At 56.5% G+C, this 22,685-nt stretch carries 16 protein-coding genes and 1 pseudogene; 5 read left to right on the top strand and 12 right to left on the bottom strand.

Features of this window, described 5'->3' with window-relative positions; genetic code table 11:
* Positions 1–81: 81 nt before the first annotated feature.
* Together ABSE61_RS24025 and ABSE61_RS24030 are read right to left on the bottom strand one after the other, a co-directional pair.
* Entirely contained in the window at positions 82–780 is a 699-nt protein-coding gene (locus tag ABSE61_RS24025) for a tetratricopeptide repeat protein (protein WP_423873629.1), read from the bottom strand.
* Between the two features lie 67 nt (positions 781–847).
* Entirely contained in the window at positions 848–1,699 is an 852-nt protein-coding gene (locus tag ABSE61_RS24030) for a slipin family protein (protein ID WP_423873630.1), read from the bottom strand.
* 410 nt (positions 1,700–2,109) lie between these two features.
* Between ABSE61_RS24030 and petA the strand changes: the two genes are divergently transcribed.
* Complete coding sequence (gene petA, locus ABSE61_RS24035) at positions 2,110–2,772, top strand: ubiquinol-cytochrome c reductase iron-sulfur subunit (RefSeq protein ID WP_423873631.1); 663 nt, start codon at positions 2,110–2,112, stop codon at positions 2,770–2,772.
* A gap of 839 nt (positions 2,773–3,611) precedes the next feature.
* Here petA and ABSE61_RS24040 read toward each other — a convergent pair.
* Together ABSE61_RS24040 and ABSE61_RS24045 are read right to left on the bottom strand one after the other, a co-directional pair.
* On the bottom strand, positions 3,612–7,994 hold the full coding sequence (locus tag ABSE61_RS24040; protein WP_423873632.1) for a chemotaxis protein CheB: 4,383 nt from the start codon (positions 7,992–7,994) through the stop codon (positions 3,612–3,614).
* 288 nt (positions 7,995–8,282) lie between these two features.
* On the bottom strand, positions 8,283–8,522 hold the full coding sequence (locus ABSE61_RS24045) for a response regulator (protein ID WP_423873633.1): 240 nt from the start codon (positions 8,520–8,522) through the stop codon (positions 8,283–8,285).
* Positions 8,523–8,819: 297 nt separating this feature from the next.
* Between ABSE61_RS24045 and ABSE61_RS24050 the strand changes: the two genes are divergently transcribed.
* The 3 genes and pseudogenes from ABSE61_RS24050 to ABSE61_RS24060 all read left to right on the top strand — a co-directional run bounded on the left by ABSE61_RS24050 (position 8,820) and on the right by ABSE61_RS24060 (position 11,633).
* Complete coding sequence (locus tag ABSE61_RS24050) at positions 8,820–9,311, top strand: hypothetical protein (RefSeq protein WP_423873634.1); 492 nt, start codon at positions 8,820–8,822, stop codon at positions 9,309–9,311.
* 191 nt (positions 9,312–9,502) lie between these two features.
* Positions 9,503–10,285: a PRC-barrel domain-containing protein gene (locus ABSE61_RS24055; protein WP_423873635.1), complete on the top strand. Its 783-nt coding sequence runs from the start codon at positions 9,503–9,505 to the stop codon at positions 10,283–10,285.
* Positions 10,286–10,594: 309 nt separating this feature from the next.
* Positions 10,595–11,633, top strand: a pseudogene (locus ABSE61_RS24060) (zinc-dependent alcohol dehydrogenase family protein).
* 464 nt (positions 11,634–12,097) lie between these two features.
* Here ABSE61_RS24060 and ABSE61_RS24065 read toward each other — a convergent pair.
* From ABSE61_RS24065 to ABSE61_RS24085, 5 genes are all read right to left on the bottom strand, one after another.
* Positions 12,098–12,652: a BA14K family protein gene (locus ABSE61_RS24065; RefSeq protein ID WP_423873636.1), complete on the bottom strand. Its 555-nt coding sequence runs from the start codon at positions 12,650–12,652 to the stop codon at positions 12,098–12,100.
* A gap of 191 nt (positions 12,653–12,843) precedes the next feature.
* Positions 12,844–12,999, bottom strand: a complete 156-nt coding sequence (locus ABSE61_RS24070) for a DUF3096 domain-containing protein (RefSeq protein ID WP_423873637.1) — start codon at positions 12,997–12,999, stop codon at positions 12,844–12,846.
* 312 nt (positions 13,000–13,311) lie between these two features.
* Complete coding sequence (locus tag ABSE61_RS24075; protein ID WP_423873638.1) at positions 13,312–14,181, bottom strand: ADP-polyphosphate phosphotransferase; 870 nt, start codon at positions 14,179–14,181, stop codon at positions 13,312–13,314.
* Between the two features lie 130 nt (positions 14,182–14,311).
* The gene (locus ABSE61_RS24080) at positions 14,312–16,690 is read right to left on the bottom strand and encodes a plasma-membrane proton-efflux P-type ATPase (protein WP_423873639.1); all 2,379 of its coding nucleotides are present in this window, start codon (positions 16,688–16,690) and stop codon (positions 14,312–14,314) included.
* Positions 16,691–16,977: 287 nt separating this feature from the next.
* The gene (locus ABSE61_RS24085) at positions 16,978–17,529 is read right to left on the bottom strand and encodes a general stress protein (RefSeq protein WP_423873640.1); all 552 of its coding nucleotides are present in this window, start codon (positions 17,527–17,529) and stop codon (positions 16,978–16,980) included.
* A 451-nt stretch (positions 17,530–17,980) separates the two neighbouring features.
* On the opposite strand from ABSE61_RS24085, the gene ABSE61_RS24090 reads away from it, so the two are divergent.
* Positions 17,981–18,364: a response regulator gene (locus ABSE61_RS24090; protein WP_423873641.1), complete on the top strand. Its 384-nt coding sequence runs from the start codon at positions 17,981–17,983 to the stop codon at positions 18,362–18,364.
* A gap of 387 nt (positions 18,365–18,751) precedes the next feature.
* Here the strand turns inward: ABSE61_RS24090 and ABSE61_RS24095 are convergent, their stop codons facing one another.
* The 3 genes from ABSE61_RS24095 to ABSE61_RS24105 form a co-directional block, all read right to left on the bottom strand.
* Positions 18,752–19,150 (bottom strand): lipocalin/fatty acid-binding family protein, encoded by a 399-nt coding sequence (locus ABSE61_RS24095; protein WP_423873642.1) that lies wholly within the window; start codon positions 19,148–19,150, stop codon positions 18,752–18,754.
* Positions 19,151–19,178: 28 nt separating this feature from the next.
* Positions 19,179–19,745 carry an HdeD family acid-resistance protein gene (locus ABSE61_RS24100; protein ID WP_423873643.1) on the bottom strand — a complete coding sequence of 189 codons (567 nt, stop codon included), beginning with the start codon at positions 19,743–19,745 and terminating at the stop codon, positions 19,179–19,181.
* 132 nt (positions 19,746–19,877) lie between these two features.
* Entirely contained in the window at positions 19,878–22,637 is a 2,760-nt protein-coding gene (locus tag ABSE61_RS24105) for a UPF0182 family membrane protein (RefSeq protein WP_423873644.1), read from the bottom strand.
* Positions 22,638–22,685 lie beyond the last annotated feature (48 nt).

Consider the following 22,685-nt stretch of genomic DNA (forward strand, 5'->3'; position numbering starts at 1 on the left):
ATCCTCCGTCCTGCTATCAGTTGATCTCGACAAAATGAGTGCCGGAATGCATCCGGCAGACATTGTACGCGAGCGCCTCTCTCATTTCGCTTCCAGCACTTTAGGTGCCGTCGTGTTTTGCTTGATTTCCTTCATGATATCGTGCGCATGCGCGACGGCCGCCTGTTGGTCGCTAACATCAAGATCGTGAAGAGAAGAATCTCGCTCGCGTAGAGCGAACTCACTTCCTTCAAGCGAGGCGACTTCTGACCAGGCGTAGGCCTGCTTCTGGTCAACTGCTGTGCCGATGCCGACACGGTACATTTGACCCAGCAGCATCGCCGAACGAGGGTCAGCGTGATAGGCGGCCCGCTCCAGGTAAGACTTTGCCTGACTGAAGTCGGGCGTTACCAAATCGCCGTTCAGATATAGTGCACCGAGCCGTGCTTCGGCCGCCACGACGTTTTGCTCGGCTGCCTTCTTGTAGAGGCCGATGGCTTTGGCGACATCGCGCGGTATCCCAAGCCCGATCTCGTTCATGTGGCCCAGCCAATATTCGGCGTTCGGGTTGTTTTTATTGGCGAGTTCACTGAATAGTTTCAATGCAGTTTGATTGTCGCCGGTCTGGAACGCGTGTTCGGCGAGTTCGAGATTTGTTTGGGGTGGACTCGCTGTCCTTAGTCGATATTCCTGGACCGAACCGATAACCAAGGCTGTGATGACGACAAGCAGAATAGTTGGAACGGGCGGCCACGGCGATTTCCGAAGAGGAAGCGGCGGCTTCGATGCGGAGTCTGTCACTGGAAGCTCATTTCGCTTGCTACGGAAAGCGTTGCCCGAGCGGTTGCCGAGCGCAATAAGGTATGTACTACGTGTGCTTCTCCATCAGGCGCCCCGCCGCATCGCCCTCAAGCGGAACCAAAGTGGCACCATTGGTAGCGGCGACTTTGCCGGGCTTCTCGATCAGCTCAAGGAACGGCTTGATGATGTCGATAGGCATCGGAAAGACGACCGTCGAATTCTGCTCGGCGCCTATTTCGGTCAGAGTTTGAAGATAACGCAGCTGCATGGCGGCCGGGATGCTCGAAAGGATCTTGGCGGCGTTGACGAGCGTCTGCGAAGCCTGAAACTCGGCCTCCGCATGAATGATCTTGGCGCGGCGGTCGCGCTCCGCTTCCGCCTGCTTGGCGATAGCGCGTATCATGTTCTCCGTTAGCTCGACAGTTCTGATCTCGACATTGCTGACCTTGATCCCCCAGGTCTCGGTCTGGCTATCGATGATGCTTTGTACGTCGGCGCTGAGCTTCTTCCGCTCGGACAGCATCTCGTCGAGCTCGTGTTGCCCCAGCACAGCGCGCAGCGTGGTCTGAGCAAGCATGTTGGTGGCGGGAAGGTAATGCTGAACCTGGATGATGGCGCGTTCGGGATTCACCACGTTGAAGTAGAGGACCGCGTCAACTTTCATTGAAACGTTATCGCGGGAGATCACGTCCTGGGTAGGTATTTCGATGACTTGAATGCGCAGATCCACTCTTACCATTTCCTGAAAGAATGGAATCAACAGCACGAGGCCGGGCCCCTTAACCCTCTGAAACCGACCAAGCGTAAAGACGACAGCCCGCTCGTATTCGCGCAATATCCTCACGCTGGCCCCGATCAGAACAAAGGCTACAAGCAGAAGAGCTGGGCTGAGATATATTGCATATGAATCTGAGAACATAAGTCCGCGCCTTTCGGTGCGAGGGATCGTAGGTGGTGCTCTTGATTCCGAGCGGCCGCTGACAACTCGACCTAACGAATGGTCGATTTCGACCAGACTGGATCGGACATCAATGCAGCGGGCTACCGGAATACACTTGTTAGGGACTGTCTCGATAGGTTCGGAAAATACCTATGCTAGTGGTACCCAACCGAGCTATTCGGCTGTTCGCACAGCCGTCGCATATGCGCTTTTTTCGGGTCGCTGCGCGTCCTTGTCTCCACCGCTTGCTGGTCGGCTGCAGTTCGCAAGCCGTCGGCTGAAGCACCCCATCAAGGAAGGGATCAACACGCTGTGATCGCCGCTATGGTATGAAGATGGGGGATCTGTATTACGTTACGGCTTGCCAGCCAGACAGGGAGTGCTCCGCGATGACTACTGGATCGTTGAAGGCAACAAGTCCCTCTTCAACCCCTTCTGTTGAGCCAACACGTCGCGACTTCCTCTACGTCGCAACCGCTGCGGCGGCTGCGGTTGGTGCGTTAGCGACTTTGGTTCCGTTGATCGCTCAAATGGAGCCAGACGCCGCGACGCTTGCGGCAGGCGGTCCAATCGATCTTGACATAAGCAAGATTCAGCCGGGTCAGCAGGTCGCGATAACCTGGCGCGGCAAACCAATCCTAGTGACCAATCGCACGCCTCAGCTGCTTGAAACACTTCAAGATCCCAAACTTCTGTCCCAGTTGGCCGATCCCCAATCCGGTGAACTCCAGCAACCGGCCTATGCGGTTAACTGGCACCGTTCGCTAAAGCCCCAATATGGAGTGCTTGTTGGCATTTGCACTCATCTCGGCTGCATCCCGCTGTTCGAGCCGCTTCAAAATGCATCGCAGCCTGCCGCAAATTGGCTTGGCGGGTATTTTTGTCCCTGTCATGGTTCGAAATACGATCTGGCGGGGCGAGTATTCAACGGTGTCCCCGCGCCTTACAACCTGCCTGTCCCGCCATACAACTTCGTCAACGAAACGACAATCCGGATCGGAGAAAATCCACCCGGCAGCGATTTTGATTTTTCCTCGGTCAGGCAAATCTGATGAATACTCTAACCCGATGATATAAGGTTTCGTCACGAGACGGAAAATCTTCCTTCAGTGTGTCTTGTTAGGCGATGAGAAATGGGCACCTACTTTAGCGTTTGGTTGGGCTGTCTTGCGGCTGCTTGGCAAGGGCGGTCCCAATATTCAATGGGTCATTCACCTCGACCTTCGCAACACAAGGTGTGAAAAGGCTCATTACCGATCGAGCAGACCAATTACGGCATTCATCCTTGCCGCCATGGGAATTCGCAGAGACAATCATCAATATGGCCGCGGCGACGAAGCAGGAACCGACAACGGCGTACCGTAGATTCATGACTGCGCTCCAGCTGTGTCGAGCCAATTACCAAACAAACGGCTGCGCGCGCCCTTTTGGCTACCAGCGCTTATTCCAGTCTCCCTAATCTTGTTCGCCATCCATTTCCGCCTCGAACCAGCAACAGAATCAAGGCGCCAATGGTAACAATCGATGATTGCGGACATAATGACTGGGCCAAGATGAATACGAGTTGCGGCAGAAGCCAACCGCCACGAGAGCGCCGGTAACCGCTAATGAGATGGCCGATCAGCCCGAAGTCGGTGCCTCGTATGATTTGACCTATCCGGCAACGAGGCTAACAATGAGTATGATCAACAAGCTTTCACTCGACATGTGAATTTACGTCTTCATTGGATTCATTGAGAAAGCAAAGCAACTGAAACCAAAAGCGATCCCGGTGTCGACCGAGGCGGATCGGCGACCGTGTTGCGGTTGCATTCAATAGGGTAGGCTGGGCGCGGACGCCTCGGTAGGTTCGGAAAATACCTACTGACGCCGCCGCGACAACGTTCGAGAATTAGCCAAGCAAAGTTTCGGCTTGATTCCAGTCAGCCGCGAGAGCCAAACGGGCCAGCGCCGGAAGCGATTTCGAGCCTGTTTTATCCATGATCGAGGCACGGTGGTTCTCAACCGTGCGCTGGCTGATACCGAGGTCTGCGGCGATATTCTTGCTGGGGTAGCCAGCCAGGACCATGTCCATGATCTGGTGCTGTCGCGGAGTGAGGCTCGCGATTGTCGCGGCTGCTGTCTCTCGCGACGCCAACAGCTTGGCCGAATCCCGCGTTTGCTCAAGCGCACTACTCAGGCTGGCAAGCAATTCGCTGCGGGTAATCGGCTTCTCGATGAAATCGGCAGCGCCGGCCTTCATGGCTGCCACCGCCATCGGCACGTCGCTACTGCCGGTGATGACGATCGCGGGGAGCCGGTCGCCCCTGTCGTGAAGCCGGCGGAGCAACTCAACTCCATTCATTCCAGGGAGGTAGGCATCAAGCAGGAGGCACCCTCTTCGTTCGGGGCGATAGGCCTTGAGAAAATCTTCCGAGCTCGAAAAGGTTTCAACAGCATAGCCGTCATCTTCGAGTACGGCGCGCATCGCGTCACGTACTTCATCGTCGTCATCGACAACGAAGACGACAGATGTCTCGGGACCTTGAGTCGTTTCGGTTAAGTGTCCCGGATGTGGCTCGATTGCGGGATTAGCCTTTATGAGCAGTCGTTCGATGGCTAGGGTCAGCTCTGTCAATTTCACGGGCTTGCTGAGCTGGACGCAGTCATAGCGAGCGATATCGCCGAGTGTGCCGGTGGATATGTCGCCGGTCAGGATGATAACGGGCACCTCACGATGAAGAGCTTCGCGGAGTTTTTCTGCTACTTGAAGTCCGTTAATGCCATTCGTCAGGTTGTAGTCCGCAAGAATGATATCCGGCCGGATCGCGCCCGGTATCGCCAGCGCCGCCATACCATCTGTCGCCGTCGCCGTGCGATAACCCTCGCCGTTAAGGTACTGCTCGAGCGATTCGCGGACGTCCGGATCGTCATCGACGATCAGGATGTTACATTTCGGCCCGGCGCCGCAAATTGCCCTGTCTTTAGGAGCGAGTTCGGCTTGTCTCGGCGCCGTCACGGGTTCATTCGAAGATAGCGGAGCCTCCACGGCAAAGATCGAACCCTTTCCGGTTTGCGACCGGATGCGAACGCGGTGGCCGAGCAGCGTTCCCAGGCCGTTGACAATGGAAAGACCCAGGCCCAGCCCACGGCTGCGATCGCGGACGGCATTGTCAAGCTGATGATACTCTTCGAAGATTGCTTGAAATTCGCGCTCGGGGATTCCGAGCCCGGTATCGCAGATTTCGATAGTCAGCCTTCCAGCGTGCCGCCGGCAACCGAGCAAGATCCTGCCCTGTTTAGTATATTTGAACGCGTTGGAAAGCAGGTTGCGGAGCATCTGTTCAAGCAGGCGAACGTCGCTGCGTATCCAAAGGCCACAAGGAACGACGCGAAATGCGAGCTTATCGGCCTGGGCGTGATAGGAAAATTCATCTCCTAGCCGATCAAGGAGCTCATTGATCGGAAAGTTTGCCAGGTTAACGTTCACGGTGCCGGAATCGATCTGGTTTATGTCGAGCAGGGCATTGAGCATGCCAGACATGGTATCTGCGGTGTCGTCGAGCCGTTGAATCAGTTTGAGGGCTTCCTCGGTCTTGGTTTCCCGGACCCTCCTTTGTAGCAGGCCTCGAATCAAACTCAGGGTTTGAAGCGGTTGCCGAAGGTCATGACTGGCCGCGGCGAGAAAGCGTGATTTGGCGATATTTGCCAGGTCGGCTTGCCGTTTGGCCGCCGCAAGCGCATCCGAGATATGCTTGCGCTCGGTGATGTCCGCAAAGGTAATGACCACGCCCTCGACCCCGTTGTCCTGGGTCCGGTAGGGAAGGATGCGGCGAAGATACCAGGCGCCCGCCTGGGTTTCGATCTCTTGCTCGACCGGCGTGAGGCTGCTCAGCACGGTTCTGGCGTCGTCCGCAAGGGCATCGTCCGAGACCAGCGAATGAAGGTCGAGTATAGATCGGCCGACGTCACTCGGGATGACGTTAAACAGGGATTTGGTGGCCGGCGTAAAGAACCTGATCTTGAGTTGGGTGTCGAGAAAGAGCGTCGCAACGTCAGTGCTGTAGAGGACGTTCTGAAGATCATTCGATGTTGTGCGCTGTCGTTCCAGGGTTTCCTGAAGCTGGCTATTCAGAGCGGTCAGTTCTTCGTTCAACGATTGCAATTCTTCCTTTGAGGTTCGAAGCTCCTCGTTGGTCGACTGGAACTCCTCGTTGTCCGACAACGCGTCCTCGTTGATAGCCTTCTGTTCTTCGCTCGATGTCTCGAGGTGCCGGATCGCCGCCTGAAGTTCGGATCGGGTAGCGTCCAGCTCCTGTTGAAGCTCTCCGACCCGAGAGACGTCTTCCGATGCAGTCGGGCTTTTGCTCTTTTTCTGGTGCCTCGCAGCGTCAATGAAGCAAATCAGGAACAGATCGTTGCCGTCGAATAAAACAGGTTGCACAATAATATTGAACGGCTGCGCGTCGCCGTCGCGGAGAATCGCACCGCCAGCGACGACAACGTGGGTTCTGTCCTGGCCTGCCTGCTGGATCGCCGATCTGAGCTTGGTGCGAATATTCGGTCGCGCCATCGCAAGCAGATCCTGCGTAGGATGCCCTGGCGCAACCCGCAAATAGCGATCTGTCGGCCCAAGGGAATACAGGCATTCGAACTTACGGTCGATAAGGACTGCGGCAGGCGCGTAGTTTTCGATCACCAGCCGTCTGCAGAGGTCAGCGAGAGCGACTTGGCGCGAAGGTCGTTGTCCTTGGCCCGCCATTGAAGGCGAGCGCACGCCTCCGCCGATCGAAAAGCTGAAGTCACCTGGACGGGCACGGCCGACGTGGCGAAAGAGGCGCTCGGGCTTGGAAATGACCTCGAATTGACTGTCGAAATTGCCGACTGTTTCCGAGTTTCCGAGAAGAAGAACGCCGCCGTCGTTCAGCGCAAAATGGAAAGCCGAAATTGTTTTCGCCTGGGCCTCCGGGCCCAGATAGATCAGGAGATTCCGACACGAAACGAAGTCCAAACGCGAGAACGGCGGATCGGCAAGCACGTCCTGTACCGTGAAGACGACGGCTGCACGCAGCTCGGGCAATATCCTGTAGCCCTGATCTTCCTTGGTGAAAAAGCGAGCCAGACGTGCCGCCGAAACGTCGGCCTCGATCGCTTTCGGATACAGGCCTTCACGGGCAACCGCGACGGCATCCGGATCGACATCGGAAGCGAAGACCTGAAGCTTAACATGGCGTTTAGCCGACGTGATCGCCTCGCGAAAGAGCATGACGAGTGAATAGGTTTCTTCGCCCGTACTGCATCCGGCGACCCAGATCCGAAGAAATTGATCAGGGGGCCGGCTGCGGATCAGGTCCGGGATAATCTGTTCCGCCAGAAAATCGAACACCTTAGGGTCGCGGAAAAAACTGGTGACGTTGATGAGCAGATCCTTGGCGAGCAGGTCGAGTTCTCGGGAATCGCTGTGCAGCAATTTGAGATACCGGTTCATGTCGCGGAGTCCGATTGCGGCGAGCCCCATGCGCCGTTCGATCCTGCGCCTCAGCGTGCCTTGTTTGTAAAGCGTGAAATTGTGGGCGGTCTTCGTGAGCAGAAGATTGATAATCTCAGGCAATCGATCTCGAGCGTTATCTTGAGAAACCAAACCGCGCAGCGGGGTTTTCTCGGTCAACCGAGGGCGATATTTCCCAAGTGCATTGGGCATCTTTCCTACCGGAAGCACCTGGTTCACCGAACCGGTCAGTATCGCGTTCCGCGGCATACCGTCATAGCTCGCCTCGTCGGGATCCTGCGCGATGACCAGCCCGCCGTTTTCCCTGATGGCTTTCAAGCCAACGCTACCGTCCGCGCCGGTGCCAGAAAGAATGATGCAGATGGCGCGCGATCCGCAGTCGGCCGCCAGAGAGTTCAGCAAGAAATCAAACGGCAAACGCGCACCATGGCGCGCATGGGGCTCTGACAGGTGTAGAGCACTGTGTTCGACGGAGAGATACGTTCCGGGCGGGATGATATAGAGGTGGTCTCGCTTGATTGGCATTCCGTCCGTCGCCTGGAGCACTGTCATCAACGTGTGACCCGTGAGGAGGTCCACCATCATGCTTTCGTGGGTGGGATCGAGATGCTGGACGAGAATAAAGGCCATGCCGCAGTCGGCGGGTAGCGCGTCCAAAAAGCTCCTGCAGGCGTCAAGGCCGCCCGCCGAAGCGCCAATTCCCACGATCGGAAGTTGAGCGGGCGCAACCCGCCGGCTCGACGACGGTCGGGCTGTCTTGGCCTTCCGAGCAGGGCTCTTCGGCATTGTGCGCACTCTCAAACTGCATTTCCGACGGACCTGATCGTGTCACGCTACCACGCCTTCATGATGAGATATCGCAAGGTCTGGACGTAGGCCTTTTCATCAATAAAACGTGTGTCGTATGATTTTTCGGCAGCTTCCGTTCACGAAGAGCGGTGCGACCCGTCTCGTCGCACGAAGATGTTCGGAACGGTCAGCTTAGGCGCAGCGACGACTGCCAGGCTTGACGATGGCGTCTCGCTGTCGGACCAGCGCGGTGCGAAGCCTATCGCCGCCAACTAAAGCGCGGCGTCACGTTGGCGCCCTCAGTTCACCCAGAAACCATCCGACTACATCGGACTGAATGGGATCGATCGCCACGAGGATCTTTTTAACATGATCGCACTTGACGCACTCGAACGTGCGTAGGTCGAACTTTAGGCGTCCTGGCATGATGCGCGAAAGCATCATCGGGCCTTGGCACTTCGGACATTCCTGACTTTCAATGGCGACTTCCGGGAGGCCGGAATGCTGCGATTTGGATTCTGACATGACGCTTCCCTCAAAACCGGCGGCAGCACAAAAGTCTCCATCACCGGTAAACGCTCAAGGAATTTATAAAATCGAACATGAGCTTTTGGGTTGCGTGGGCCATGGTCAAAATTGCTCACTTTTGTCTAATCAAAACTTTAGACAAAGGAACTTCAGGCAAAGGAAACGGCTTCGGCGAGGCGGACGGCGCGGTGTCGCGAGTTAGGTACTTTCCGAGCCTGACGCGGCAGTTCGCCATCCGATATGATTCAGTTCCTCTGTTTTGCTCGAGATCTGGCGACCCCAATCGATGATCAAATGACAGCCGCGCCAATGTCCGTCCTGAGGTCTGAATTCAATGACTTCCTGTTCGCGCCGATCGGCGAGGACAAGAACGGCATGCTAGTGAGCGTGCTTTCCGGATTGGCGCGATCTGACGTAGATCCCTGGCAGGAGGCTGCCAAACTGGCTCAATTGCCTGGGGAGGCTGCGACCAAGGAATTGGCCGCGCTGATTGGCGCTTTGGCCGATAGAGCTGCGTCGTATCCAGATCCCCGCACGATTGCCGCTCGTCTAATTGCGCTGCTGCCGCGCTCGCCTGGGTTCAACGACGGGCAGCAACTGACAAATGACGCCCGGGCGGTATTAAAGTCCGCTCCATGGTGGATATATGTCGCCTTCATGTTCTTCGTGCTGGGCTCGCAATTTCTGATAGCGAACCATCAACTGCCGGCCAAGTCAGACAACGTCGAAGTGAAAGCGGCCGGCTCCGCTTTTCCACCGGCGCCACCGGTGAATTCCGGTCAGTAACGGCTAAATGGCCGACCACTCAGTCGCATGCAGCAGGCTGCTGAGTAGATTCCGATTCTGACGATGCGATCGAGCGGTCACTAATATCGCCTCATCGACCATTCGGCTATTTCCGGCTGTTCATCGGGTGAAATCGATACCGCTTCAAAGGCCGCCGTACGCGGAGCTTTAAATCCAGAAGGAGAGCAGCAATGCTGCGTAATACATCGGCGATCGACGGCTACTTTATTGCTGCAAGTGACGGTCACCTCGGCACTGTGAGCGACTTCCTGTTTGACGATGTGAGCTGGCTGGTTCGGTGGCTGGTCGTCGATACCGGCAGTTGGCTCTCCGGCCGCAAGGTTCTCCTCCCTGCCTTCGCGCTGGGGCACCTCGATGCCGAGCGCCGCGAATTTGCCGTTCGATTGACCATGCAGCAAGTCAAGGACAGTCCGGATATCGATACCAGGCGACCCGTGTCGCGGCAGACTGAGGCAAACATCTATGATTACTATGGCTGGAGTCCTTATTGGAACACCGGCCTCTACATGGGCGGCTACGGTTTTGGCTATGGGGGAGGCGCCATGGCGCCATTGCCGTTGCAAGGGTCCAGTCGTCGCGAGGAAGACATTGCCGCTGCCCGGCGAAGTGACGACGATCCTCACCTACGCAGCATCGAGGCGATTATCGGGTACCATATTCACGCGAGCGACGGCGAGATTGGCCACCTCAATGACTTCCTCATTGAGGATGCCGACTGGAGCATTCATTACCTGATCGTCGATACGAAGAACTGGTGGCCAGGGAAGAAGGTCCTCGTTTCGCCACGATCAATTCAAGAAATCGATTGGACGGATAACCTCGTGAACATCAACGTCGATCGGCAGAAGGTGAAAGACAGCCCGGCCTACGATGTGTCAGCAACCGTCGATCGGGACTACGAGAAACACTTCCATAGTTACTATGATGGACTTCGATCGGGTGTTCTGCCGTAGGTAAAGGCTCCCTACAGCCACTCGGTCCGGAACGTTAGCGGAGCGCAGCTGCGCGGATCGCGCCCGCCAAGATACTTGAATTGGGGAAGCACGGATTCACTCCCTCTCGATTCGAGGAGGGCATTTTCTGGTAAGGTTTGCTCGTCGGCGAATCCACGAGATCTGAGTAGTTTTCCGACCCTACCGCGCTGGCTTCACCAACGGCTAGAGTCCGAACTATCAGACTGCGGACATGATTGGTGATTGATGATGACTCTCGCGACGATGCCAAAACAAAAAACCCGCTCAAAAGCCGATGCGGCCGGAACGATGAAGGCCTTCGTTTATCGAGGGCCTGGCAAAAAGGCTCTGGAAGATCACGCAAAGCCGCAAATTGCAGCTCCTTCGGATGCGATCGTCAAAATCGTGAAGACCACGATCTGCGGGACCGACTTGCACATCCTCAAGGGTGACGTGCCGACCTGCGAGCCGGGGCGCGTTCTCGGTCATGAAGGCGTCGGCGTCATCGACAAAATCGGCCCGGCCGTCGCGACCTTCAAACCGGGCGACCGGGTCCTGATCTCCTGCATCAGCGCCTGCGGTAAATGTGAATATTGCCGAAAGCAAATGTTCTCCCATTGCACGACCGGCGGCTGGATCCTTGGCAACAAGATCGATGGCACTCAGGCTGAGTTTGTCCGTATCCCCCTATGCGGAGACAAGCCTCTATCCCATTCCTGAAGGTGCGGACGAAGAAGCGCTGGTGATGCTCAGCGACATCCTGCCGACCGGTTTCGAATGTGGCGTTCTCAACGGCAAGGTCGAGCCGGGAAGCACGGTCGCGATCGTCGGTGTCGGGCCAATTGGGCTCGCCGCATTGCTCACCGCCCAGTTTTATTCTCCTGCCGAGATCATTGCGATCGATCTCGACAATAATCGCCTAGAAATGGCCAAGCGGTTCGGTGCCACGACAATCATCAACAGCTCCGACGGCAAAGCTGTGGAAGCAGTCATGAAGATGACCGGTAAACGCGGTGTCGATACCGCGATTGAGGCCGTGGGCATTCCAGCTACCTTTGAGCTGTGCGAAAAACTGGTTGCGGCGGGAGGTACTATCGCCAATATCGGCGTGCATGGACAGAAAGTCGACCTTCACCTGGAGCGCCTTTGGGACCGCAACATTACCATAACGACGCGATTGGTCGACACGGCCAGCACGCCGGTATTGCTGAATATTCTTCAGTCGAAAAAAATCGACCCCAAGCTGCTAATTACGCACCGCTTCAGGCTGGAAAACATCCTCGATGCCTACGAGACGTTCGGAAGCGCCGCCAATACCAAGGCGCTGAAGGTGATCATCGAGGCGTAGCGAACATCAAACCTGCTCCTCCAAACGATAGCATCGAAAAAGAAGCAGATCATGGCCTATCAGAGCTTCAACCCCGCCAACGTCGAGCTGCATCCTACGCTCATTGGAGCTGTTGCGGGAAGGAGTGGAAGCCGATCTCGTTGCCGCCCGCCTCGGCGAGAAGGTCAGACTATCAACGCGACGAGGCGCAGGAATCCGCCAGAGGGAGGCCCGCCGCGGCAACGAAATGCTGACGATTTGTCGGCCATAATTGAATCAGAATGGCGGACCTAAGCTTTTCGTTTGGCGCCGCTTCGCAAAAGCGAACGTCGTCTCTCAAATGGTGGCAAGGCACTAATCACAAAACGAAGCCAAGTCTCAGTGGGGACCTGCTTTGAAGCGTTCCGTCACTATGGGATCAAACGGTAACCGGAACCCGAGCATAAAAGCAGCGGCCCCATTTGAGCCGCCGCTTTTCTCAATCGCTACTGGCAGGGATGTCTCAAACCGTCGTACCCGAGATAGGTCCCGGAAGCCGGATCATAAGACTTGTAACGCTGGGCACAGTAGCCGGAATCGTCGCTCTGGTCACTTGAGACAACATAGGATGGGCCGCTGTCATAGCCGCCATCGTAGTAACCACTGTCGGCGTAGGAATCGTCTCCGTATCCGCCGTAACCATATCCGAGGGCACTACCGACTGCCAATCCTCCGACAAACCCTAACCCTTGACCGTACCCGTGGCGATAACCGCCACCGGCATATCGTCCACCGCCACGGCCGGCAAAGTTGTTGCCGCCGCGAAATCCGCCGACGTTAGCCTGCGCGCCGCGAAATCCGCCGACGCTAGCCTGCGCACCGCGAAACCCGCCAGCGTTCATGCCACCGCCCATGCTGCCGCCGCGCATCCCACCACCGCCACCACCGTGACCGCCACCGCCACCGTGACCGCCGCCCCCGCCACCGCGAGCCATTGCTGGTGGAGCAAGGGCGAGCGTGAGCGCGAGTGCCGTCGCTCCAATCAATTTGAAATTTCTCATAGGGTTCTCCTTTTCCTGGAGAGACCAAATTCTCTCCTTCTCCTAGAGAAGGAGCAACAACAGCCGGGCCCTCTTCGTTCCGAAGGCTGCGTCACGTTAGCTTGTGGCGAACCCACCGCAGCAGACGCAATGCATCTGCTATGTCGCTCGGCGGTCCGGGGCCTCGATCGCGTTGACCAGCTTTGTATAATTCAGCTCACAAAATGGTAGATTTCGTTGAGGCCAACCGCGCCAGCGACAATCAGGTAAATTGCGACGATATAGTTCAATAGAGCTGGGGCGATGAGGATCAAGATGCCCGCCAACAGTGAGATGAGCGGCGTGATATGAGCGACAGTGAGAGACATATCGAACTCCTCTAATTACGGGCTAAAGCGAGTCTGCCGTTTCACAGATTGCGATCGGACACGATTGAGGTCGGGTGACGGCCTGCTTCCGGAACATCGAATAGAGATTCCATGCCTGCAGGTGACGCAGATGATCAATATTGCTCAGATTTCTGATGACAAGTTCGACATCTCCTTATCGGGACGCTCCATGAAGCTCCTTTCCTAACGCGCTTCCGCGCATTGTTGCTGCCGAGTCGACGGAAAGGACCTTTTACCAAAGTTTCTCTTAACTTACTGTCGGGTCGGGCAGCAGCCAGCACAATTAATCCTTCAATTCGCAAGCCGCTTGCGGATCGACAATAATTCGCGGCGTCGCTTTGCGCTCGTCCTGGGGTAGCTCATTTTGAGTTCCTCGAACGTATCGAGGACGATCTGGGAGACGATCAGCCGGGCGTTCTCTTTGTCATCGGCCGGAACGACATACCAGGGCGTATCGCGTGTGGTTGTAGCACCGAGGCACTGCTCATATGCATGCATATAACGCTTCCAGAATTTCCGTTCCTCGATATCCGCATTGCTGAACTTCCAGTTCTTCTCCGGCTCGTCGATGCGCGCCAGAAAGCGCTTCCGCTGTTCTTCTTGCGAGAGGTGGAGGAAGAACTTGATGATGCGAGTGCCGTTGATGTGAAGGTGTTTTTCAAGATTCACAATCGAACGATACCGATCGTGCCAGACCGTCTTGTCATCGTGCGGAGCGTCTGGGATCCCCTCGCCGACCAGAATTTCGGGATGCACCCGCGCAATCAGAACTTCCTCGTAATAGGATCGGTTGAAGATGCCAATCCGCCCGCGTTCCGGCAGGTCCCGGGTAGTGCGCCAGAGAAAATCGTGCTGCAGTTCACCGGCGCTGGGATGCTTGAAACTGAAGACCTGGCAGCCTTGCGGATTGACCCCGGACATCACGTGCCTGATCGCGCCGTCTTTTCCTGCCGCGTCCATGGCCTGGAAAATCAACAACACGGCATGGCGATTGGACGCGTATAGCAACTGCTGTTGCGAGCTCAATTCTGCGACGTGATCGCCGAGCAGTTTTTGATATTGGTCTTTCGATTTGTAAACGGGATCGACTAGGGTTGGCCACTTCTTGAGATTGACCTCATCTCCTTCCCGCACCCGGAAATCCTTTGAATTTATCTTCATCTTAGTTCTGTTCTCCGCTGGGGATGGTTAGAGGTGCGTTGCTATTGGCGGGGTCGTCCTGGAGCTGATCGAGGCGACACTGGCAATAGTGGCTGCTCGTTCATCGACCGGAGGCGATGAGCTATTTGCTTCAAGCAATCCCGAGACGGGCGAATACTGGAACCTTCAGCAGGTCCAAAACGAATGTCAAAGCCACGGCCGCAGCGAACGTGCTGGCGACCATCGAGGCCGGCAGAGGTGTCATTGCGATTCCGCTGATAGCCAATGTCGCGGCGATCAGAATATCGGCCACGGACGACACGGCAAGCCACAGGCTTGGGCGAGAGCCCCACAGGTGCCGGCGCTGACGGATGGCATAGATGGTTGCCTGACTCCCGAACACCAAGGCTATGAAGGCAACGGTTCTCAGTTCGTCGATTCCGAGCCCCATCTCGAATTTGCCAACGGCCAGGACCGCGCTGCAGAAGGCCAGCAGACAGATACCCATGACGACGCCCGCCATCGTCAAGCCGCCGATCCGCCAGGAGTTCGGCATCGGCGAGGGTCGCACGTTATCCGTCGTCAATGACATCGCCAGAAAATCGCCGGCAATCATCACAATCACCATCAGCAGGGGAGTCAAAATTGCGTGCCCGGTCATAATCAGGCCGACGATCAGGAAGAGAACCGTCACGATCTTCTTGATGATGGAATTCAGCGTGTATGTCAGGATCCGCTGGAATGTTATTCGCCCTTCCTTAACTGCGGCAACGATCCCGGCGAGCCCGGGCTCGGTCAGCACCATGCCGGCGGCTGATTTCGCGACGTCTGTTGCCGTCGAGACCGCGATCCCGATCTGCGCCTGGCGCAGCGCTGGCGCGTCGTTGGCTCCGTCGCCGCACATACCGATGGTATGACCGCCCTTCTGAAATGCCTTGACGAGCTTGTACTTGTCCTCCGGCAGGACGCCGGCGAAGACTGCGAACTGCTCGGGGCGGACGCTATCTGGGATCGCCCCTGGCGGGCAAACGGCTCCATCGAGCCCCACGGCATGAGCGACTATGGCTGCCGTTGCTGGCGCGTCGCCCGTGACCATGACGGTGCGAACGCCGAGTTGGTGTAGTTCGGTAATAAGTGTCGCCGAGTCCTCTCGCGGTGGATCGCTCAGCGCAATCAGCCCGGCCAGCTTCATCGCATTCGACGGTCCGGCCGCGACCGCGAGCACCCTGAAGCCTTTCCCTTCGAGCTCCTCTGAGACGGTTGTCGCAGTCGGCGACGGTTGGGTGAGCCGGATGACTGCGGCGAAGGCGCCTTTCACAACACGTTGCGTTCCGCCTCCCGGGTCCTGTAGCGTCGCTTCGGACATCTTCGTCCCCGGATCGAACGGCACAAATTTGATGATCTTAAGCGCGTCGGAGGCTGCCTTTCCGGAGGAAGCAGACCGAATGGCGCCATCTACGGGATCCTGTCCGCCGTCGGAACTGGCCAGTGCTGCCAGTACCAGAACGTGGGGCTCGTCGAAGCCGGGCATCGGGCGAACCGTCGTCACCGTCAGCGCGTTCTGGGTCAACGTGCCTGTCTTGTCGGAGCACAGAACACTCATCGTCGCCGCTTCGTCAACCGCGGAGAGACGTGTCGGTAGGACACCGAGCTTTGCCAGAGCCCGTGCCCCGAGCGCCGATGCAAGAGTGAAGGTCGCGGGTAGCGCCACCGGGATCGATGCGAGGACTGCCGTTAGAATGAGCGGAATGATCTCATCGAGCGGCATCTTGAGAAACCAGGCATACGTCACGAGCAGCGCGATGACGACGCCGTTGAACGCGGCGAGATTACGTACAACGCGCAACACCGCTTTCTGCTGAGAACTTACGACATGGGCGGTGCGGACGAGTTCCGCGGTGCGGCCGAACTTGGTGCGCACCCCGGTCGCCATGACCTCAGCCACGGCCTCGCCGCGCCGCACCAACGCCCCTGCATAGGTTTGAACACCCGCGGCGGCTTCGATGGGCACGGATTCTCCGGTGAGCATGGATTGATCAAGCAGGACTTCGCCCCCGGTGAGGCGCACATCCGCAGCAACCACTGCACCCAGTGAAAGCTTCACCACGTCGCCCGGTACCAGTTCGACAGCGGGTATGGTTTTCCAAACGCCATCGCGACGGACAGATGCGTTCAGTGCGAGCCGGGACTTCAGTGCAGCAAGCGTTGCCTGCGCGCGGCTCTCCTGGAACAGCCCGAGTGCGGCATTGAAGACTAAAAGAGCGACGATGATTGCGGCTTCGACGTATTTTCCGAGCAACAGTTCGAGGATGACTGCGGCCTCCAACATCCACGGAACGGGCGCCCAGAACTTTTCGAGCGCCATCCGAAACGGATGAACGCTGGTATCCGGCATCGCGTTTGCGCCGAATTTTTCTAGCCGCCGGCTCGCCTCGCTGGTCGTTAGGCCATTCTGTGAACCAACATCGACGGCGCCAGCAGATTTCGAAGGTGCAACGCTTTCAGCAGACAAGCTCGTGGTCGCGGACATGGACAAATCCGAATACGGCAACTACTGCCGGTTGTCGCTTTCAAAAGTCCAGCTGAAGCTAATAGCTTTGCTGTCTCCGGGTCAACTTTGCGCCAAGCGACACAATGCCTGCGGGATGCTCTTTTGAACGAGGCTTCTGTAGTTGCTTGATCGCCCGAGCTTGCGACCTAAGGCATGTGGGCTCGGCCCGGGGCTCCGCCGTGCCGGACCGCGCTCGCGATGGCGGCGAAGATTGGCCGACAGAAAATCTCGGACTATTTCCTTCGTTCTCGGTCGCGCTTTGCGAATCATCCGGCGGCGGCGACAGCAGGCGGCGCCGTCTTGACACCTTTGTGCACGTCGAGGCTCGAGGGGTTGACGGTGCCGAGAATCGTCTTGGCGCGCGCGACTTCCGCGGCAGGACCGTGTGCCATTACGAGAAAGCGATCGGTCTTCAGTGCGGTCTCGTATTGCAGCACGCTGTCCTTTGGGATGCCGATACTGTAGAGCGCCGCGCCGAGCGCGCTCAAGCCGCCAACCAACACGGCATTCTCGATCCCACCCACCACGATTGCGGCGAGATAACCGAGCACCACCACATGTCCCACGACAGGAATGGCCATGAACAGCCCACCGAGGAACAGACCCCAGAAGCCGCCCCAGAATGCACCGCGAGTGCCCCAGAACTTGATCCGATCGCCGGCGTTGTAGAATCCGATGACTTTCTCGTCCGTGTGATATCCTTTGCCGACAATGCTGAGATTCTTCATCTCGAAGCCGGCGGCAGTTAGCTTTTTGACCGCTGTTTCGGCAGCGGGATGGTCGGCCAAGACGGCGACGACGGTGTCCGTATTTTCCATTTGATGCTCCTTCTTGATGCCCCTTCAGGAAAAATCGGTATCCGGCAGGCGCATATGGTTACTGCGATGGTCAGCTGAGCCGGGCACAGATTCAGGGTCGTATCAGCGCGCCGACCCGCAGCGGGACGTTAGGCAGAAGCGGACTTGCAGGGGTAGACTCGGAAACTACTCAGGATCATCACCGACATCGCGTCAGCGGTGACGGGGCGATTGGCAGCGTGGTTGCCCCGGGGTACGCCCGCCCCCTGAAATGAACCAGGCGACGCGCGACATCCATCTCGGCGTCGCGGAACCGCCATATCGGACAACGACTCGGTTCTGAGTAATTTCCGAGCCTGCTCCCGGCAGTCCCTCCTCAGCTATGGTTGCTTTTACGAACCTTTTGGTCGATCGGAGCGATCAAATGGAGGTCCGGGTGAAGAAAGGCAGCAGGGGCGGGGAGCAGCGAACCATGAAAGAGCTCCAGATACTCGTAGTGGAAGACGATTCGCTGATAGCCATGCTTCTCGTTGAAACGCTTGCGGAGTTAGGCCATTGCGTGTGCGCGGTGGAGGCTACCGAGGCCGGTGCGGTGACGGCCGCCCTTCGATGTAGACCTGACCTCATCATCGTCGATGCACAATTGATCGGCGGCTCTGGCGTTTCGGCCATCGACGAAATAATTCGTAACGGATTTGTTCCGCACCTGTTTATCAGTGGCGATATCAAAAAAATTATGGAGCTGAAGCCCGGCGCAGTAGCCATAGAGAAGCCCTTTCACGAACCAGAACTTGTCCGGGCAATTCATCGCGCACTCGGTCCCGTAGATAACGATCACAAAAATCGCGCAAAGTAGCTATCGAATGATTGGCTAAGAACCTTTGCATTTGCTAGGGCGGATTTGATTTCGTATTCGCGGCATTTGGCGTTCTAACGTTCGACTGAGTGCGTGTTCTGACGGTCGGGTTACAGAAGCCGCTCGCCGTCCACCGCGTACGCTTTCCCTCTAGCACATTGAATATAGTCTCGTGCCGTCCCGCTCGAAGCGGATATCAAAACGTCGCTTTCCGAGTCTCAAGTTAGTCAGCGTTACATCCGGCAGCCAGTCGGGCAGCGCGGGATCGACATATAGCGTTCCCGCGTGGCGCATCTTGGTCGAGTCCCAACATCGCCTGCAACAGCATGAATGGAGTGCCTGCCGGACCTGCGGTACGTTAGCGCCGAGGCAGTCGCCGGATGCTTTCTATCTTGTTTGTATTAGCCGCACAAACGTTGACGTGACTCCGGTGTCGCTTTTAACAAACAGCTCGTTCGGGTTAAGCGTCTCGATCGTAGCCGAGGCAACGCTATTTGAGACACGTTCATCCTCAGTGCTACTAATTTTCAACGTTATCGACTTTCCTTTGATCGCCCACGTTCCGCGAATCGTTCCCGTGGCGCCCTGGCCAAGGGTCATGCTGATGAAACCGCCAGATCGAACCAGAGATTGAAATTCGCCGTCGGCACCAAACGAGATGGTCTCATTTTCTCCGTCCACTTGGCCCTGCCAACTCCCCACTATTGCTTTCGGATATTCTGCCTCTACGACAGCCGCGGCGTTGGGCGAACAAGCCGCTAAACCGCACGCGAACAGCAGACCCATCAAATGCAAGCATGTGGGCCTAACCGGGTTAAGACAGACCATCATGCGGGCCCGCCTTGCGCGCTTCCAGCGCCATCGCAATGAGCGACGCGCCGCCGAAGAGCATGTCGATGCCCACGAGAAGTCCGAACGCCCATACGAGCGTGCCAGGAAAGCCGAAGATGATTATGCCTGCAAGCATCAGATCGATGACGCCGTTTACCATCATCCATTCCCATTTGCCGGTTAGCTCACGGCGATGGGCGATGGCAAGGACGATGACAAAAATGCCGTCGACAATAAAAAAGGCGGTCAAAACATAGGTTAGGGTGACTAGTCCTTGAAGCGGGTTCCACAACAATAGGGCGCCAGCAATTATCGCCACGGATGCCGAGAGCAGCGACCATTCGAAGCCGGGGGCCTTGCTTGCTCCTAATGTGGCGACAAGGCCTACGATTCCTGAGATCAGAAACAGCCACCCAAAGACGACCGTAGCGAACAGACCAGCAATGGGTGGAACGATAATGGCGGCGAGTCCAAGGATGCTGACCACTATTCCCTCTGCCAGAAACAGGCCCCAATACTCGTGCATTGATTTGGTCACATCGGCTGACATGTTGGGTTTCGAAAATGCTTGCAGCGGGGGCACGGCTCACGTTCCTTCGAGTTCGGATATTTCTCCGGGCAGCGCGTGCGCGAAGTTCTTGTCGATCTAAAGTGCCGGTAATCAGCGGGTCAGCGAAATATCCTATGTTGGCGGGCTCGCTAAGAGGTGCTTTAGGGCTTCCATGGCTTTGCCAAATTTATCCCAATCTCCCTGCTGCATCGCCTTTTGAGCTTCCTCAAATTGCGTTTTTGCCGGGCCGGTATCGGTCTGACGAGGAGTTGCACCGTTCGCCGATCCCGTTGTTTCTGCCGAGCGTGCTTGCGCGGCGGCTGGCTGAGTACCAAAAAGAGCGCTCAGCGCCTCATCGAGCGTAGGCTCCATGACGACCTTATCGCCGGCGACCGCGATCACCCGCTTCAGCTGCGGAAAATTCGTGCCTTCAGCTCTCAAGTACAAGGGCACCACGTATAGGAACGAGTTCTCAATCGGTGTGACGATTTGTTTACCGCGAATGACTCGCGATCCCTGTTGGTTCCAGAGCGTGAGCTGCTGGGAGATCGTGGTATTTTGATCGATCATCGCCTCGATCTGGTTTGGTCCGTAGGTGAGTTTTTCCTTCGGAAGCTCGTAAAAGAGCATTTCTCCGTATCCAGGAAAATCGGACCTTGCAGCCATCCAGGAGATCATGTTGTCCCGACTCTGCGGGGTAAACGGTGTCATCAGGAGGTATTCGAGCTGTTCGCTTCCGGGAAGTTTCGCCAGGATATAATAGGGCTCCATAAGCTGCGCCTGGCCTGCGTACTTTTCCATTGGCGCCGTCCATAGGTCCTCACGGTTGTAGAAAACCTGGGGATCCGTCATGTGGAAGGTTCTGTATTGATTGGCTTGGACGCGGAAGAGATCTTCAGGATAGCGCAGGTGCTTCTTGAGATCCGGGGATATCGCGCTCAGGTCATTGAAGACGCCGGGAAACGCCAACCGATAGGCGGCGAGGACGGGATCTTTTGGATCCATGACGTAGAAGCGGACACTTCCGTCGTACATATCCACAACAGCCTTCACGGAGTTTCGGATGTAGTTTAGCCCCTCGAAGCCAGTCTTGGAGCGCGTCTCGCTCCCGCCTGCGTCGGGGTCTTGGGCGTCGCCGCTTGGTTCGACACCACGTCGTGGCTCCAACGCGGTTTGATATTGCGTAGTCCGCTGTGGATTTGCATAGGGAAAGTAATTCGAAACAGTATAGGCATCCTGGATCCAATATAGCTTTCCCTCACTCAATACAGCGTAGGGGTCATTGTCCAAATGCAGGAAGGGAGCAATTTCGGCTACGCGCTCGCGAACGTCTCGATGAATTTGAATGCGACTTTCGGGCTTGAGATAGGATGTCAACAGAATGTTGACGTCAGACTTATTCCAGGCGAACAAGAGCTTCTTCCAGAAGCTGTCTAAAAGGATTCCTCCTTTTCCAGCGTAGCTTGTGTAGACATTATCGTTACCCTTGGGGTAATCGAACTCCTTGATATCAGTTGTGACGATCCTGTAGCCCAACATCGATTGCCCGAAATAGATAGCCGGCTGGTTTATGGTCAAGCCGAAGTCGGATTTGGCCGGCACGTTCTCAAGAGTGTACTGTGGAAATCCCCCACCGACTTTTTTCGAGACGAAGTTCATGACCACGCCATAACCGTGCGTGAACTGCAGATACTGGTTGACCCAGGTTTGTGCCTTCTCAGGGAGCTCAGGTGAGAGCTCGCGGGCTGAAAGCATGACTTGATGATAGCCATCCGCCAGATGATAACGGTCGGTATCGACGTTATAGAATTGATAGTAGAGCCGTATTGCCTGTGTCTGTTGATAGGTCTGTAGCAGCGGCCTCGAATCCCACAGACGAATGTTCTGGATCGTATCCTGGTTTCTTGCGATCACGGCCGGTGTTAGATCCGCCAAAGACGGATAGGAAGTTTCCTTGATCCCATCCAGATTCTGGAAGAAGTATGGGGCCAATGACACCCCGAATATCCAGAGGACCACGTACACGCCGGCTCCCGCAGCCAGTGTCATGAACCGCGGACGAAAAATGTTTAGCGCGAGTAGCGCACAGGCAACGGCAGAGATGCCGACCATACTCCAGAGGGCAACCCGAGTTACATGATCCGCCGCATAGCCAGCGCCATAGACGACGCCCAGGGTTGAATAGACGAGTTCGTAGTGGTCCAGATAAAAACCCCAGCCGAGAGTCGCAACCAAAATAAAAAGAATAATAGACACATGCGCGACGGAGCTGCCGCTAGCTAGTATCCCTCGGCTGCCGCGTATCCGCCAAGTTCCGAACAGTCCATAGAGCAGAAGAACAATTGCTAGCGTCAATACGGTCAGCATCGCCAGGCTGCTTTGCAGCAACTCATAGAAGGGCAAATGAAACAGGTAAAAGCCGACATCGACCCCGAAAAGCGGATCGGGTACTCCAAAGGAACCGCCGTATCGAAACCGGAGGTATGTATCCCATTCATTGTAGAAGCCGAGCGCAAAAAACAAAGCTACGCCGCCGCTAACGACGACAATGGCAGCTTTAATCAGTCTTGGAGACAGTTCGTCACCGATCTGCGTATCGGCGCTCATTTTGGATAAAGAGGCCACGCTCCACGGTCGATAGCCGCCGCTGATCGGGCCACTTTCTTTGGTCGCCTGGCGCAGATTGATCCACAAATACACGAAGGCAAATACGAAGGCCGCAAAAAGCATCGCACATCGTACCGACAGGAGCGTCCAGAAGATGCCGCTATAGTCAAGCTGCCTCATCCACAGCCATTTCTCGATATAGTCGGTAAGTCCAGCGAGAACAAAGAGAATGAGAACCGCTGCGAATATCAGCGCGCTCCAATGTCGCCGCGAGCTACCGCGCATGCCTGCCCCTGAACTCGATGTGTCAGCAGGCCACTTTGGCTTCGCGAT

Source organism: Bradyrhizobium sp., assembly GCF_049519115.1.
In the GTDB taxonomy this organism is placed as follows: domain Bacteria; phylum Pseudomonadota; class Alphaproteobacteria; order Rhizobiales; family Xanthobacteraceae; genus Bradyrhizobium.

Coding starts and splice junctions, on each gene's coding strand:
- ABSE61_RS24090 (WP_423873641.1), top strand. CDS start 17,981: ATGAAAGAGCTCCAGATACTCGTAGTGGAAGACGATTCGCTGATAGCC.
- ABSE61_RS24075 (WP_423873638.1), bottom strand. CDS start 14,181: ATGAAGATAAATTCAAAGGATTTCCGGGTGCGGGAAGGAGATGAGGTC.
- ABSE61_RS24030 (WP_423873630.1), bottom strand. CDS start 1,699: ATGTTCTCAGATTCATATGCAATATATCTCAGCCCAGCTCTTCTGCTT.
- ABSE61_RS24065 (WP_423873636.1), bottom strand. CDS start 12,652: ATGAGAAATTTCAAATTGATTGGAGCGACGGCACTCGCGCTCACGCTC.
- ABSE61_RS24105 (WP_423873644.1), bottom strand. CDS start 22,637: ATGCGCGGTAGCTCGCGGCGACATTGGAGCGCGCTGATATTCGCAGCG.
- petA (WP_423873631.1), top strand. CDS start 2,110: ATGACTACTGGATCGTTGAAGGCAACAAGTCCCTCTTCAACCCCTTCT.
- ABSE61_RS24070 (WP_423873637.1), bottom strand. CDS start 12,999: ATGTCTCTCACTGTCGCTCATATCACGCCGCTCATCTCACTGTTGGCG.
- ABSE61_RS24045 (WP_423873633.1), bottom strand. CDS start 8,522: ATGTCAGAATCCAAATCGCAGCATTCCGGCCTCCCGGAAGTCGCCATT.
- ABSE61_RS24100 (WP_423873643.1), bottom strand. CDS start 19,745: ATGTCAGCCGATGTGACCAAATCAATGCACGAGTATTGGGGCCTGTTT.
- ABSE61_RS24050 (WP_423873634.1), top strand. CDS start 8,820: ATGACAGCCGCGCCAATGTCCGTCCTGAGGTCTGAATTCAATGACTTC.
- ABSE61_RS24040 (WP_423873632.1), bottom strand. CDS start 7,994: ATGCCGAAGAGCCCTGCTCGGAAGGCCAAGACAGCCCGACCGTCGTCG.
- ABSE61_RS24085 (WP_423873640.1), bottom strand. CDS start 17,529: ATGGAAAATACGGACACCGTCGTCGCCGTCTTGGCCGACCATCCCGCT.
- ABSE61_RS24080 (WP_423873639.1), bottom strand. CDS start 16,690: ATGTCCGCGACCACGAGCTTGTCTGCTGAAAGCGTTGCACCTTCGAAA.
- ABSE61_RS24055 (WP_423873635.1), top strand. CDS start 9,503: ATGCTGCGTAATACATCGGCGATCGACGGCTACTTTATTGCTGCAAGT.
- ABSE61_RS24095 (WP_423873642.1), bottom strand. CDS start 19,150: ATGGGTCTGCTGTTCGCGTGCGGTTTAGCGGCTTGTTCGCCCAACGCC.